The organism is Microbacterium sp. SSM24, from assembly GCF_025989145.1.
Lineage (GTDB): Bacteria > Actinomycetota > Actinomycetes > Actinomycetales > Microbacteriaceae > Microbacterium.
Map to the genome: position 1 here is coordinate 794,427 of NZ_JAPDNQ010000001.1, position 13,804 is coordinate 808,230.

Below are 13,804 nucleotides of genomic sequence, written 5' to 3' on the forward strand. Positions count from 1 at the left end.
GAGCCGCGGCATCCGTCCCCGATCGCGAAGGTTCCTCCATGCCGTACGCCGACCTCGTCTTCACGGGCGGACCCGTCTTCACCGCCGACGCCGTTCGCTCGCGCGCCCGGACGGTGGCGGTGAAGGACGGGCGGATCGTGGCCGTGACGGGCGACGACTTCGCGCACTTCGTCGGACCCAGGACCGAGCTGGTGGACCTGCGAGGACGGATGCTGCTTCCCGGCTTCCAGGACGCGCACGTGCACCCGGTGTGGGGCGGGCTCGACATGCTGCGGTGCGACCTCGCCGAGTACGGCACGGCGGACGAGTACCTCGAGGCGATCGCGGGGTACGTCGCCGCGCATCCCGACGACGAGTGGATCCTGGGCGGCGGGTGGCAGATGTCGGCCTTCCCCGGCGGCACGCCGACCGCGGCGGCGCTCGACGCCGTCGTCCCCGATCGACCGGCGTTCTTCCCGAACCGCGACGGCCACGGCGCGTGGGTCAACTCGGCCGCGCTCCGCCTCGCCGGGATCGACAAGCGCACGCCCGACCCGGCCGACGGGCGGATAGAGCGCGACGCCGACGGCTCCCCCTCCGGCACCCTCCACGAGGGCGCGATGGGCCTGGTCAACCGGCTGCTCCCCGAGGAGCCGCTGGAGCGCCTCACCGAGGCGCTCCTCGTCGGCCAGCGATACCTGCACTCCTTCGGCATCACCGCCTGGCAGGATGCCATCGTCGGATCGTACGGGGATGCCGGCGACCCCGGCCCGGCGTACCTGAAGGCAGCGGCGGACGGGACCCTGACGGCCCGCGTGGTCGGCGCGATCTGGTGGGACCGCACGAAGGGCCTCGAGCAGATCCCGTCGCTCCTCGACCGTCGCGAGCGCTATCGCGGCGGGCGCTTCGCGGCGACCTCGGTCAAGATCATGCAGGACGGCGTCGCCGAGAACTTCACGGCCTCGATGCTCGAGCCCTACTGCGACGGACACGGCCATTTCACCGACAACTCGGGCATCTCCTTCGTCCCGCCCGAGGTGCTGAACGAGGCGGTGCCGATGCTGGACGCCGAAGGGTTCCAGGTGCACTTCCACGCCATCGGCGACCGGGCGGTGCGCGAGTGCCTCGACGCCGTCGAGCACGCGATCGACCGCAATGGCCGCGGCGATAATCGCCACCACATCGCGCACATCCAGGTGGTGCATCCCGATGACATCGGGCGGTTCCGCGAACTCGGCGTCGCCGCGAACATGCAGTCGCTGTGGGCGGCACTCGAGCCGCAGATGGTGGACCTCACCCTGCCGTTCCTGGGCGAGCCGCGCAGCGCGTGGCAGTACCCCTTCGGCGACCTGCTGCGCGCCGGCGCGGTGCTCGCGGCGGGCAGCGATTGGTCGGTGTCGACACCCGACCCGCTGGCGGCGATCCACGTCGCCGTGAACCGCCGGTCGGCGCCGGGTCACGAGGAGGGCGAGTACGACGCGTTCCTTCCCGAGCAGGCCATCGATCTCGCCACCTCGCTGACGGCCTACACGGCCGGATCCGCGTGGGTGAACCACCTCGAGCACACCACCGGCACGATCGAGGCGGGCAAGTTCGCCGACCTCGTCGTCCTCGACCGCGACCCCTTCGCGCGCCCGGCCGAGGAGATCGGCGCGACGCGGGTGCTGCAGACCTTCGTCGAGGGCGACCGCGTGTACGCGGCGCCCGACGCCTAGCGCGGCATCCGTCCCTTCCGCCCCTCCCCGCCCGCCCCTCCCGCCCGCCCCTCCCCTCCCCTTCCGTTTGTGCGGGCGAATGTGCGCTGCGCCTTGTGGCCAGGCGCACATTCGCCCGCACAAACGGACGGGGGTCGCACAGGGCGTCCGGGCGACGGAAGGATTCGCGACACCGGGGGCTCCCACGTCGAGCGCCCGGCGGCCATGATCGAATCACCCGACCTGACAGGGAAGTGATATCCGTGGGCACGACCGTCTTCGAACGACAGCGGCCGGCAGCATCCGTCATCCGTCACGCGCTGGCGGACACCGCGCATTCGGTGTTCTGGCGCGACGACCTTCCGCCCGAGCTCCTGCCCGACCGGCCCCCGCTCGCCGGCGCGCACCGCGCCGACCTCGTGATCGTCGGCGCCGGCTACACCGGGCTGTGGACGGCGCTGCTCGCGAGCGAGCGGGACCCCGGCGCGCGGATCGTCGTCGTCGAGGCTCAGCGGGTCGGCTGGGCGGCATCGGGCCGCAACGGCGGATTCTGCGAGGCGAGCCTCACGCACGGCCACGAGAACGGCATGGCGCGCTGGCCAAAGGAGATGCCCACGCTCGATCGCCTCGGGCTCGCCAACCTCGACGCGATCGAGGCATCCGAGGCGCAGTACGGCATGGACTTCCACTTCGAGCGCACCGGCCAGTTCGCGCCGGCCGTCGAGCCGCACCAGGTCGAGTGGCTGCGGGAGTGGGCCGCCGAGGGCGAGGACGGCGTCGTCTATCTCGATCAGGCCGAGGCACAGGCATCCGTCAACTCGCCCACCTATCTCGCCGCCGTGTGGGAGAAGAACGCCTGCGGGATGCTGCACCCTGCCCGTCTCGCCGCGGAACTCGCCCGGGTGTGCGAGGAGCGCGGCGTCGAGATCTTCGAGCGCACGCACGTGACGGGACTCGAAACCCCCGGCCCGACCGGCGTATCCGTCGTGACGGATGCAGGTCGCGTCGACGCCGGCCGCGCCGTGCTCGCGACGAACGTGTTCCCGTCGCTCATCAAGCGCAACCGACTGATGACCGTGCCGGTGTACGACTACGTGCTCATGACCGAGCCGCTCACCGACGCGCAACTCGCCTCGATCGGCTGGGGCGACCGGCAGGGCATCGGCGACATGGCCAACCAGTTCCATTACTACCGGATCTCGAAGGACAACCGGATCCTCTTCGGCGGCTACGACGCGATCTACCACTACGGCCGCAAGGTGCGCCCCGAGTACGAGAACCGCCCCGAGACGTGGGAGACGCTGGCGAACCACTTCTTCACCACCTTCCCGCAGCTCGAGGGCCTGCGCTTCACGCATCAGTGGGCGGGCGCGATCGACACCTCGACGCAGTTCACCGCGTTCTTCGGCACCGCTCGCGACCGGCGCGTCGCGTACGCGGCCGGCTTCACGGGTCTCGGCGTCGGCTCGACGCGCTTCGCCGGCGATGTGATGCTCGACCTGCTCGACGGCGTCTCGAACGAGCGGACCGAGCTCGAGATGGTGCGCAAGCGGCCCCTCCCCTTCCCGCCCGAGCCGGCGGCGGCGATGGGCATCAACGCCACGCGCTGGTCGCTCGACCGCGCCGACCACAACCTCGGCAGGCGCAACCTGCTCCTCAAGACGCTCGACGCGCTCGGTCTGGGGTTCGACTCGTGAGCCCGCTCGCGCCGGGTGCGGGAACGGATGCCGCATCCCTCGACCTCGCGCTCGCCCCGGTGCCCGCCGAGCAGGTCGTTGTGGGCGCACCGCGGGCCGGCGCCGTCGAGCTCGGCGAGCTCGGCGGCGTCGAGATCGGCGTCTGGGAGCACACCCCCGGCGTCTCGACCGACGTCGAGGCGGACGAGGTCTTCGTCGTGCTGTCGGGCGCGGCCACCGTGTCGTTCGACGACTCGGCGCTGCCCGACCTCGAGCTGCGCGCGGGCTCGGTCGCGCGTCTCACCGCCGGCATGCGCACGACCTGGACCGTGCGCGAGACGCTGCGCAAGATCTATCTCGCGCCGTAGGCCCCGGGGCGAGCCCGCCGAGTCGCCAGAACACGCCGAAGCGGGTACCCGCCCGCCGGCGTGTCTTGGCGACTCGAGGCCGTAACGAGCGCGCGCGAGGTCAGCGGCCGGCGCTGCGGCGCACGAGCAGCGCGAGGTGCAGCGCGGTTTGCGTCTCGCCGTCGTCGAGGTCGGCCCCCAGCAGCTCCTCGATGAGCGCGATGCGCTGGTAGAACACCGAGCGCGAGAGGTGCGAAGCGGATGCCGCGGCCGTGCGATTGCCCGGATGCGCGAGCATCGCCTCGAGCACGTCGAGCAGGTCGCCCGCGCGCGTCAGATCGTGCACGATCAAGGGTGCCAGCATCCGCTCGCCGTGCTCCAGCACGCGGTGGTCGTCGCGCAGCGCCGTCACCAGCTGCACCAGCGGGCGGTTCTCGGCCCGGCGCAGGTGTGGTCCCTTGGCGCTTCGGCGGCGGCGTCCGCGCGCGAGGTCGACGGCGTCGTGGAGCGAGGCGAGGGCCGCGTCGAGTCCCTCGGCCGCACGGCCGACCGACACGGTGAAGCGGTCCGCGTCGGTGCCGGGCTCGACGAGCGAACCCGCGAAGGCGATCGCCGCCTCGTCGTCGAACACGGTGTCGGCGGGGAGCGAGAGGAGCATCGCCGTGGCGGGAGCGACGACGCCGTCCGGCGCCGAGCCGGCGAGGGCCCGGCCGCGAAGGGCGCGGGCCGCGGCATCCGCTCGCTCCGCGGGCACCGCAGCGCCCGATGCCACGATGCCGTACAGCCGCGCGCCGCGCAGCGGGAGACCCGCCGCCTCGAGCCGGGCGGCGGCACCGCCCGCACCGGCGAACCGGCCGGCGAGGAGGCCGTCGACCAGGCGGCGACGTCCGACCCGTCCCCATTCGTCGGACTCGCCGTCCGCGAGGCGTCCGACCGCGAGCGCGATGGCGCCCTGTTCGAGCACGGCGGTGCGTCCCGCCGGATGGTCGGGCCCGGGAAGCGCGATCAGGTTGCCCCAGCGCACTCCGCGCGCTTCGACCGGCACGATCAGCCAGTCGTCGGCACCGGGCGCCGCCCCGCGCTCGCGCCGCTGCTCGGACCGGCGATGGGCGGACCGCGAGCGCAGCTCCCATTCGGTGAAGAGCTCCTCCTCGAGTGCGAGCGGCACTTCGGCGGCGACGACCTCGTGCCCGAGGTTCTCGAGGATCACGGGAGCGCCGAGCGTCTGCGCGAGTTGATGCACGATGAAGTCGGCGGGCGAGCCGCGCAGCACCAGCGCAGTGAAGCGCTCGCGCACCTCGTCGCGCGAACGCAGCGCGTCGCTCTGGCCCGTGATGATGCGCCCGTGCACGGCCTCGGTGATCGTGATGAACTTCAGCTCGCGGTGCAGGACGATCAGCGCCAGATTGCGCTCGCGCGCGGCCTCGACGACCACGGCGGGCACGTAGCGGTAGTGGGTGCCGAGCTCGAGGATCAGCCCCGAGAGGCCGGCGTCGTCGAGCTCGCCGATGAAGCGTCGCAGGTCGGCGGGATCGGCCGGCCACGACGATCCGGTCGAGAGCAGGAGCTCGCCGCCGTCGAGGAGGCGGGCCACTCCGGCGTTGTCGGAGACATGCAGCCAGCGCACCCGCGCGTCGAGCGCGTCGTCGCCGACGAGGACCTCGGGAACACCCTGGACGACCGCATCGAGCGAGATCACCTCCCGCACGGTGGGGAGGGTCTCGAGGGCGGATCCGGCGACCAGACGATCCGTCTGGATCGCTCGATCTTCGCGACGGTCGGGCACCGTGGCACCAACTTCTGCTCTGACAAACTGGGCGCACTCAGCCTAAACCATCCCCGGTCGATTTGTCCGGACGAGTCTCTGGGAGCACCCCATGATCCCGACGAACCGCGCGTCTCGGAGCCCCCGGTGACGGACGTCCTGGCGCGCCCGACCGCTGACGCCGGCGCAGACGGCCCCGGGCGCCCCCTCCCCGACCTCGAGTCCGATGCGCGCATCCGGGCGGACGACCGCGGTCACGTGTTCCACTCGTGGAGCGCACAGGCCGTCATCGATCCGCTGCCCGTGGCGGCCGGAGCAGGCTCGACGTTCTGGGATTACGCCGGGAACGCGTACCTCGATTTCAGCTCGCAGCTGGTCAACCTGAACCTCGGGCACCAGCATCCGGATCTCGTCGCCGCGATCCAGCGGCAGGCCGGACGCCTGGCGACCATCCAGCCGTCCATGGCCAACGACGTGCGCGGCGAGCTGGCACGGCGGATCGCCGCTGTCGCGGGCGACGGCTTCGAGAAGGTGTTCTTCACCAACGGCGGCGCCGATGCGAACGAGAACGCCGTGCGCATGGCGCGACTCGTGACCGGTCGCCGCAAGGTGCTCTCGATGTACCGCAGCTACCACGGCAGCACCGGGGCGGCCATCGCGCTCACCGGCGACCCGCGCCGATGGCCGAACGAGCCCGCCGACGGCTCGACGGCGAAGTTCTTCGGCCCCTACCCGTACCGCTCGGCGTTCCACTCCTCCTCGCCCGAAGAGGAGAGCCGGCGCGCGCTGGAGCACCTCGAGCAGACGATCGTCCTCGAGGGCGCGAGCACCATCGCCGCGATCGTGATCGAGACGATCGTCGGCACGAACGGCGTGCTCGTGCCTCCGCCCGGCTACCTCGCCGGTGTACGCGAGCTCTGCGATCGCTTCGGGATCGTCTACATCGCCGACGAGGTCATGGTCGGGTTCGGGCGCGTGGGCGAGTGGTTCGCGTTCCAGGCGTTCGACGTGCAACCCGACCTGATCACCTTCGCGAAGGGCGTCAACTCGGGGTACGTGCCGCTCGGCGGCGTCGTCATCTCCGACCGGATCGCGGCGCACTTCGACACCCTGCCGTTCCCCGGCGGACTCACCTACTCCGGGCATCCGCTGGCGTGCGCGGCCGGAGTCACGACCTTCGAGGTCTTCGAGCGCGACGGCATCCTCGAGCGCGTCCGCGACCTCGGCGCGCGCGTCGTCGAGCCACGCCTGCACGACATCGCGTCGCGGCATCCGTCCGTCGGAGACGTCCGCGGCAGGGGCCTGTTCTGGGCGATCGAGCTCGTGAGCGACCGCGAGACCCGCGAGCCGCTCGTGCCGTTCAATGCGAGCGGACCGGATGCCGCGCCCGTCGCCGCCGTCGCCGCCGCGTGCAAGCGCGACGGCGTGTGGCCCTTCACCCACTTCAACCGGGTGCATGTGGCACCGCCGCTCGTGATCGGCGAGGACGACCTGCTGCGCGGGCTCGACGTGATCGACCGCGCCCTTTCGCACGCCGACGCGTACGTCCGCTGAGCCCCGGCGACGTCCCGCCCACCGGGGGCAATCCGCCGAGTAGCCCGGCTCCGAACAAAAAGCAACCCCGTGCATCCGAGGCATCCGATGCGCGGGAATGAATAGAGAGCAACTGAGGTTATTCCTGTACTCAGCGCAATCAGGTGCTGCAGGAGGGGACTGTGGGTAAGAACTACGTCGACATCGAGAACGACCGCGGAGAGATGCTGCGCTACCGCAAGCACACCAACGGTCGCGGCCTGATCGCGCATGGCGCGAAGGTGCACCCCAGCGCCGTCGTCGAAGCCGGGGCGTACGTCGAGCCGGGCGTGCAGATCGCGGCCGGCGTTCACGTCGGCCGCGGGGCATGGGTGGAATCGGATGCCGTCATCGGCCCCGACGCCGACATCGCTCCGCACGCGCACATCGGACCGCGCGCCGCCATCGGCGCCGGAGCGAAGATCGGCGTGCGCACGCACGTCGGCAGCGAGGCGCGGGTGGCCGTGGGCTCCCTCATCGGCGACGACGAGACGATCGGCGACGGCGAGCGCGTCGCGACCGATCCGCGCGGACTCCGCCTGGCCGCCTAGTCACCCTGCCACCGCGCTAGGGTGGCGCGAATGAGGCGCGGGGTGTGGGCGGCGGCCGTGGTGCTCGGCGCCGCGGCCCTGATCGCCGTCGCCATCTGGGTCTCCCAGTCCATCGACGAACCCGGGGATGCCGCGCCCGGGCCCTCCGCGACAGCGGCGCCCGACGGTCCGGCCGCACCCGAGCGGCCAGCCGCCGCCTTCCCGCTCACGGTGCTGTACGTGTACGACGGCGACACGATCCAGGCGCGGATGCAGCAGCCCAACGACGTCGTCACAACGGCGAATCCGATCCGGATCCGGCTGATCGGCGTCGACACCCCCGAGGGGACTCCGACCACGGAGTGCTGGGCCGACGAGGCGCGCGCCCATCTCGCGCAGCTGCTCCCCGAGGGCTCGACCGTCTGGGCCGCGCCCGACCGCGACACCTGGGACGACTACGACCGCCGTCTGTTCAACCTCTGGACCGAGAACGGCGCCTTCGTGAACCTCGAGCTCGTCGCCGCCGGAGACGCCGAGGCGATCCGCGTGCGGCCCAACGTCGCGTTCTACGACCTGCTCGCGAGTGCGCAGGCCGAGGCCGAGGCATCCGGAGCCGGACGCTGGGGCGCGTGCGACTGAGCGCTACGCGAAGAGGAAGAGCACGAAGCCGATCAGCGGCAGGGTTCCCTGGGTCGCCGCAGCACGCAGGTACTTCGCCCCCGTCGTGATCAGCACGAGCGCGGCCGCGACCATCGAGCCGAGCGAGAACAGCACGAGCGCGAGTCCCGCCGCGCGCAGCGCGGAGTCCTCACCGCCCGCCAGGTAGAGCACCAGGCCGATCGCGGTGCCGATCGCGAGGAAGAGGTTGTAGAAGCCCTGGTTGTAGGCCATGGGCTTGGTGATGTCGGCCGCGGTCTGGTCGGGCAGGCCGAAGCGCTTCCAGATGCGGGGCTGCGACCACTGCACGCTCTCCATCACGAAGATGTAGACGTGGAGCAGCGCGGCGAGCGCGGCGAAGAGTGTGGCGAGGATCGCGACCATGAGCGAACGATAGCGCCCGGCTACGCTGAGGCCTATGACGAAGGGCGGCGGTTCGCACCCGCGAAAGGGCGGAAAGGGACGGGATGCCGCCTCCGGCCGTCCCGCGGGCAAGCGGCCCTCCCCCGGGAAGTCGCAGCCGAAGTCGCAGCCGAAGCGCACCCCGCGTCCGTCGCCCGCGCCGTCGCCCGAGCCCCCCGCCCCACCCGCCGAGCGCTTCGTGCTCGGTGCGATCCCCGGTGCGACGCCCGGCAAGTGGATCGACCTGTGGAACGAGCGGATGCCGCACACGGCCCTCGAGCTGATCCCGCTCGCCGTGCCCGATCAGCGCCGCGCTCTCCTCGAGGGCGAGGTCGACGCGGCGCTCGTGAGGCTGCCGCTGGACCGCGCCGACCTCCATGTCATCGCGCTGTACGACGAGGTGCCCGTCGTCGTGACGGCCGCGGACTCCGCTCTGACGGTGGCCGACGAACTCGATCTCGCCGATCTCGAGGGCGAGATCGTGATCGTGCCGGGGGACGACGTGCTCGGGCTCGAGGTTCCCGGCGCGGTCGCGCCGTCCTTCGCTCCCCCGGCCGACACGGCCGAGGCGATCGCGACCGTGGCGGCGGGCGTCGGCGCGGTGATCGTGCCGATGTCGCTGGCGCGCCTGCACCGCCGCAAGGATGCCGACTACCGGCCGCTGCGCGACGGCCCGATCTCGTCGGTCGCCCTGGCGTGGGTGGCCGACCGCACGACCCCCGAGGTGGAGGCGTTCGTCGGCATCGTCCGCGGCCGCACCTCGAACTCGTCGCGCTGATCGCATCTCGGGTGCTTCTGCCGGGCGCGGCCCGCTCTGGACAAGAAGGTCCGCACAGACGAAAGCGGGGGATGTCGCCGACCTGGGTCTCTGCGACATCCCCCGTGTTCCTGCCCTGAGAGCCGTGCGCCCCCCGACGCGTCCCCAAATCTCCGGCCCTCCGCTCCCAGTCGCCGTCGTCCCCAGAACTCCGGCGTGCGTGAGCAGTCCCGATGATCAAGAGCCGCTCCCCTGAGGGCTGATACATCGATGCGAAGAAAATTCTGCGTGACACCTCCGACATCGCATCGATGCCCGAAGTCGCCGCGTCAGAATCCGGCGCCGTGCACCTGGAACGGTGCGACGATGCCCGTGCGCTCGACGGCGTCGGCGAGTGCTTCGGACGGTGCGACGCCGAGGGCGAGCCCCTCGTGCATCGCGCCCAGCAGCTCGCATGCGACATCGTCGGCCACGATGACCGGCGCGGCGACGACGGAGCGCGTGCCGGCGTGCAGCCAGATGCGCGCCATCCCGATCGCCTCCTCGCCCCAGCGCACCGACGAGCGCCCGACCTCGCACGCGGACAGCACAACGGTGTCGGGCACCTGGCGCATGAGATCGATGTCGTAGCCGAACAGCGTGCCGTCCGCGAGCTCGAGACCTGAGAAGAACGGGTTGTCGACGGCGTGCCGGCCGTGTGCGGCGACGTGGAGCACGTCGACCGACGACGCCAGCGCGGTGACGCGGTCGACGGATGCCTCACCGACATCGAGCGTCGAGGCTCCCGCCCACACGGATGCCGCCGCCTCGACCTCTTCGCGGCCGCGGGCCACGCGCGGCCCGACCGCGAATCCCGCCGTCGCGTGCGCGAACGTCCCGCCGCGGCGCACCCGCATCCGCATCCACCGCGAAGCCGATACGGCGAGGGCGAACGGGTGCGACCGCATGCCGGGCAGCATCGCCCACGGGATGCCGCTCAAGACGCCGGGAGCGGTGATGACGATGCGCCGGCGGCCGGCCCGTGCGATCGGGGCGTCGAGCAGGGCGGCGGAGAGTTCCGCGAGCCGCGCGTCCAGCGAACGGCGCACGATGGGCGCCATCGGTCCGCTGCGGACGGATGCCGCCATGTCGAGGTCGGCGCGGAGCCCGGCCGGCGAGCGGTCGCGGTCCCAGCCCGGCAGCCGCACGACCTCGGCGGTCTCCGAGGTCACCACGAGCGCCACCAGCTCCGCGCGCGAGTAGACGTATGCGATGTGCGCCGCGTCCGCGGGGAGCGCGGCCTGCAGCGCGTCGAGGGTGGCGGGTCGCTCGAGCGCGGCGCCGCCCGTCGCCGACCACTGGCGTTCCCGCGCCCGCTCGCGCAGTGCGGCGGCACGCGGCTGCGCGAGCCACTCGTCGCTCAGGTCGTCGGCGCGGATCAGGCGGAGCTCCGACAGTTCGCCGGCGAGCTCGGGATCGGGCGGAGGCCGCAGCGGCACGACCTGCTGGCTCAGGTGACGTGCGCGCTCCGACCACTCGAAGACCACCGCCGGGTCGCCCGACTCCACGGCCGAGGCCAGGCCGGCGTAGATGAGTCCTGCCCCGTGCATCCCCACCGAGCTCTGCAGGTCGAGGCTTCCGAACGACCCCTGCCAATCCGCGAGGGTCGCGAGGCCGGATGCCGCGTGCCTGCGCACCAGCGCCGGGCGCCGCGCCGCGCGAGCCCGCGCCGCCCGCGCCTCGTGAGCGAGCAGCCGCACGTCGATCGAGGCGGACGCGGAGGGCCGGATGCGTCGCACCGCCGGCTCGCCGTGGTCGGCGAGCCAGAGCTCCAGCGCGAGCCGGAGGGCGGCGGCCTCGTTGCGGAAACGGTGGCGATCGAGCGCGGCCGCCGCGTCGGAGACCTCGTCCGTCGAAGGAGGGTCGGCAGCGGCATCCGCTCGCAGCAGCGCCCGGAGGCGCACGCCCTCGGCACGCACCAGCCAGGCGTCGTTGCCCAGGGCGCGGAAGCGGTCGGCAGCGGCGCCGGCCGCCACCGCAGCGCGATCCGGCGCGTGATGCAGCAGGGACCGGGCGAGGTTGAGCTCGGCCTGCGCGCTGTCCGACGGCATGTCGAGCTCCCCGAACGTGACCGCGACACGGCCGAGGATCGCCTCGGCCTCGGTCGTCAGCCCGGCATCGCGCAGGACCTCGGCGCGATCGAGATCTCCGACGGCGGCCCCGACCGCGGTGTCGCCGACGTTCGCCGCGGCGCTCACCATCGCCTGCAGCGCTCCGACGAGATCGCCCGAGAGCATCGCCACGTACCCGAGGTTGTGCCGCGCCTGCGCCTCGGCCACCGGCATCCCCGCGGCGGCGAACATCTCGGCCGCGCGACCCAGATCGTCCTCGGCGTCCTCGAGCCGGCGGTGCCGCATACGTACGAGACTGCGATTCACGCGGGTGTTGGCCTCGGCGACGGGATCGTCGGCGAGCGCCTCGATGGCGCGCGTGAGCCATCGCTCGGCATCGTCCAAGCGCCCCGCTTCCGTGGCGAGCGCTCCCAGCTGGCCGGCCAGGATCGCGACCGTGTGATCGGTCAGCCCGCCACCCGCGAGCGCCTCGCGGCAGATCCGCTCAGCCTCGGCCACGTGACCCGTGCGCGCCAGGACGTACGCGCGCGTCCCCGTGATGCGCGCCCGCAGATTGGCCTCCTCGGCCGCCGCAGCGGCGCGGTCGAGCACCTCGCCGGCCGCGTCGAACCGGCCGCGGTTGACGAGGTCCACGGCCTGCTGATGGAGATCATCCGCCGAGCCGGTCACTCCCCTATCTTGGCGGCTACGGCCTCGGCGTGAACTCCAGCTTCTTCGCAGCCTCCCGCAGCGCCTTCTTTCGCTCGTCCGGCGTCTTGAGCGATCCGTGCATCAGATCGGCCGCGATCGCCTGCGCGAGCCGCCCGGCGATGTACGGCGCCGCGAACGACGTGCCGCTCCAGATCGCGAAGCCGCCGCGCCAGTCGTCGGGGTCGAGGCTCTGCCGCGGCAGGGTCCCGGTGATCCCGGCCATGTCGCTGAGGTCGTCGCGCGTTCCGGCCTGGATACCGCCGACGAAGCCGGGCGACGTGCTGAACACCGCGACCCCGGGCGCGTATGTCCGCACCCAGTCGCCGACGTTGCTGAACAGTGCCACCGATCGGTCGTTGGGATTGAGCGCGCCGACCGACACGTGCGGCGCGGCGTCCACGAGCTCCTCCATGGCCGCCGGGGCGCCCGGGTAGGCCCAGAGCGCGGCGGGGAACGCAGGACGCTCGGTCGAGTCGTTCCCGGCGGAGCAGACGATCGCGCACCCCAGCGCGCGCGCCTCCTCGAGGAGAGCGCCCAGGGTGGCGTCGTAGTGCTCGTCGTCGGGGGTCTCGTGGTAGTACCCGAGAGAGATGTTCATCACGTCGATGGCCTTGCCCTGGGGGTGCTTCATCCACTCCACGAGCAGGCGCACCGCCTCGAGGAAGTCGCCCTCGAGCACCGTCCCCTGGCTGTTGGCGACGCGGACGGCGACGATCTCGGCGTCGGGGCACAGCTGGTGCACGACGCCCGCGACGAACGTGCCGTGACCGGCCGCCTCATCGAGGAAGCCGTCGAGCGGTCCCGCCTGATCGGGGTAGACCTCGGGGTTCGTGTCGGGATCGGTGAGTCCGATCGGACCCGCCGGCGACATCGGGTCGCGCATCACGACGGGGGCCTTGAGCCACGCGTGGTCGCCGCAGCCCGTGTCGAGCACGGCCACCACGGGGCGACGGCCCTTCACGTGGGCATCGGAGGTCCGAGCGGGACGGGGGCCGACGTACGTGACGATCTCACGGCCGCCGCTGCCGGGTTCGGCGTACGCGTCGGGCCCCGGAGCGTTCGTGCGTCCATACGGGTTCGTCCGACCGAACGGGTTCGTGCGACCGAACGGGTTGGTGCGACCGAACGGGTTCGTGCGGCCGTACGGTCCCAGCGAGAGCACGTGGTCCAGGCCCACGCCGCGCGGCAGCGTCGGACGGGCCGCCTTGAGCAGGCGCCACGCGTCGACCGGCGGCACGGGCTGATCGTCGGCGTCCTCCTTCGGATCCTGCAGGATGTCGGCACGGAACAGCGGCGGCACCCGGCCCGCCTCGCGATCGGCGCCTGCCCCGCGCTCCGCCTCGCCGAGATCGATGCGACCGCCGTGGAGCGGGCGCACGCGCACCGACCAGCCGAACTGACGCGCCGCGACGTTGAGCTCCCGCTCGACGCGGCCGAGCTCCTCGGCCGCGCTCACCAGCAGGTGCTTCGGGGCGTAGTCGGTCGGATAGGCCGTGATCCCGGGCTCGGGCTCGATCGACGGATCGAGACCCACGCCGAGCGGCTTGGTGGCCTCGTATCGGCTCTGCCATGTCTGGTTCGGCGGGCGCCGCGGGGGGTTGTCAGGCGTCTGGTCCGACATGCA

The 13,804-nt window shown here is 72.3% G+C and carries 11 protein-coding genes; 7 read left to right on the forward strand and 4 right to left on the reverse strand.

The window, feature by feature from the left end:
- Window positions 1-38 precede the first annotated feature (38 nt).
- The 3 genes from OL358_RS03685 to OL358_RS03695 all read left to right on the forward strand — a co-directional run bounded on the left by OL358_RS03685 (window position 39) and on the right by OL358_RS03695 (window position 3,717).
- Window positions 39-1,694: an amidohydrolase gene (locus tag OL358_RS03685; RefSeq protein ID WP_264708574.1), complete on the forward strand. Its 1,656-nt coding sequence runs from the start codon at window positions 39-41 to the stop codon at window positions 1,692-1,694.
- Between the two features lie 242 nt (window positions 1,695-1,936).
- Window positions 1,937-3,370, forward strand: coding sequence for an NAD(P)/FAD-dependent oxidoreductase (locus OL358_RS03690; RefSeq protein ID WP_264708575.1), 1,434 nt, complete (start codon window positions 1,937-1,939; stop codon window positions 3,368-3,370).
- On the forward strand, window positions 3,367-3,717 hold the full coding sequence (locus OL358_RS03695; RefSeq protein ID WP_264708576.1) for a cupin domain-containing protein: 351 nt from the start codon (window positions 3,367-3,369) through the stop codon (window positions 3,715-3,717). The genes OL358_RS03690 and OL358_RS03695 overlap by 4 nt, the downstream gene beginning before the upstream one ends.
- A gap of 100 nt (window positions 3,718-3,817) precedes the next feature.
- On the opposite strand, the gene OL358_RS03700 is transcribed toward OL358_RS03695, so the two are convergent.
- Window positions 3,818-5,482: a PucR family transcriptional regulator gene (locus OL358_RS03700; RefSeq protein ID WP_319805425.1), complete on the reverse strand. Its 1,665-nt coding sequence runs from the start codon at window positions 5,480-5,482 to the stop codon at window positions 3,818-3,820.
- Between the two features lie 126 nt (window positions 5,483-5,608).
- On the opposite strand from OL358_RS03700, the gene OL358_RS03705 reads away from it, so the two are divergent.
- From OL358_RS03705 to OL358_RS03715, 3 genes are all read left to right on the forward strand, one after another.
- Window positions 5,609-7,015, forward strand: a complete 1,407-nt coding sequence (locus OL358_RS03705) for an aspartate aminotransferase family protein (protein WP_264708577.1) — start codon at window positions 5,609-5,611, stop codon at window positions 7,013-7,015.
- A gap of 161 nt (window positions 7,016-7,176) precedes the next feature.
- Window positions 7,177-7,584, forward strand: a complete 408-nt coding sequence (locus tag OL358_RS03710; protein WP_264708578.1) for a transferase — start codon at window positions 7,177-7,179, stop codon at window positions 7,582-7,584.
- Between the two features lie 30 nt (window positions 7,585-7,614).
- Window positions 7,615-8,202 carry a thermonuclease family protein gene (locus OL358_RS03715; protein ID WP_264708579.1) on the forward strand — a complete coding sequence of 196 codons (588 nt, stop codon included), beginning with the start codon at window positions 7,615-7,617 and terminating at the stop codon, window positions 8,200-8,202.
- A gap of 3 nt (window positions 8,203-8,205) precedes the next feature.
- Here OL358_RS03715 and OL358_RS03720 read toward each other — a convergent pair whose 3' ends face one another.
- Complete coding sequence (locus OL358_RS03720) at window positions 8,206-8,604, reverse strand: DUF1304 domain-containing protein (RefSeq protein WP_264708580.1); 399 nt, start codon at window positions 8,602-8,604, stop codon at window positions 8,206-8,208.
- Window positions 8,605-8,638: 34 nt separating this feature from the next.
- Here OL358_RS03720 and OL358_RS03725 point away from each other — a divergent pair, with 34 nt between their 5' ends.
- Window positions 8,639-9,400 (forward strand): LysR family substrate-binding domain-containing protein, encoded by a 762-nt coding sequence (locus tag OL358_RS03725; protein ID WP_264708581.1) that lies wholly within the window; start codon window positions 8,639-8,641, stop codon window positions 9,398-9,400.
- 308 nt (window positions 9,401-9,708) lie between these two features.
- On the opposite strand, the gene OL358_RS03730 is transcribed toward OL358_RS03725, so the two are convergent.
- On the reverse strand, window positions 9,709-12,159 hold the full coding sequence (locus OL358_RS03730; RefSeq protein WP_264708582.1) for a CHAT domain-containing protein: 2,451 nt from the start codon (window positions 12,157-12,159) through the stop codon (window positions 9,709-9,711).
- A 16-nt stretch (window positions 12,160-12,175) separates the two neighbouring features.
- Window positions 12,176-13,801: a S8 family peptidase gene (locus OL358_RS03735; protein ID WP_264708583.1), complete on the reverse strand. Its 1,626-nt coding sequence runs from the start codon at window positions 13,799-13,801 to the stop codon at window positions 12,176-12,178.
- Between the last annotated feature and the right edge of the window lie 3 nt (window positions 13,802-13,804).

Excerpts from the sequence above, each read along its gene's own strand:
- OL358_RS03725 (WP_264708581.1), top strand. The coding sequence starts at position 8,639 with ATGACGAAGGGCGGCGGTTCGCACCCGCGAAAGGGCGGAAAGGGACGG.
- OL358_RS03720 (WP_264708580.1), bottom strand. The coding sequence starts at position 8,604 with ATGGTCGCGATCCTCGCCACACTCTTCGCCGCGCTCGCCGCGCTGCTC.
- OL358_RS03735 (WP_264708583.1), bottom strand. The coding sequence starts at position 13,801 with ATGTCGGACCAGACGCCTGACAACCCCCCGCGGCGCCCGCCGAACCAG.
- OL358_RS03715 (WP_264708579.1), top strand. The coding sequence starts at position 7,615 with ATGAGGCGCGGGGTGTGGGCGGCGGCCGTGGTGCTCGGCGCCGCGGCC.
- OL358_RS03685 (WP_264708574.1), top strand. The coding sequence starts at position 39 with ATGCCGTACGCCGACCTCGTCTTCACGGGCGGACCCGTCTTCACCGCC.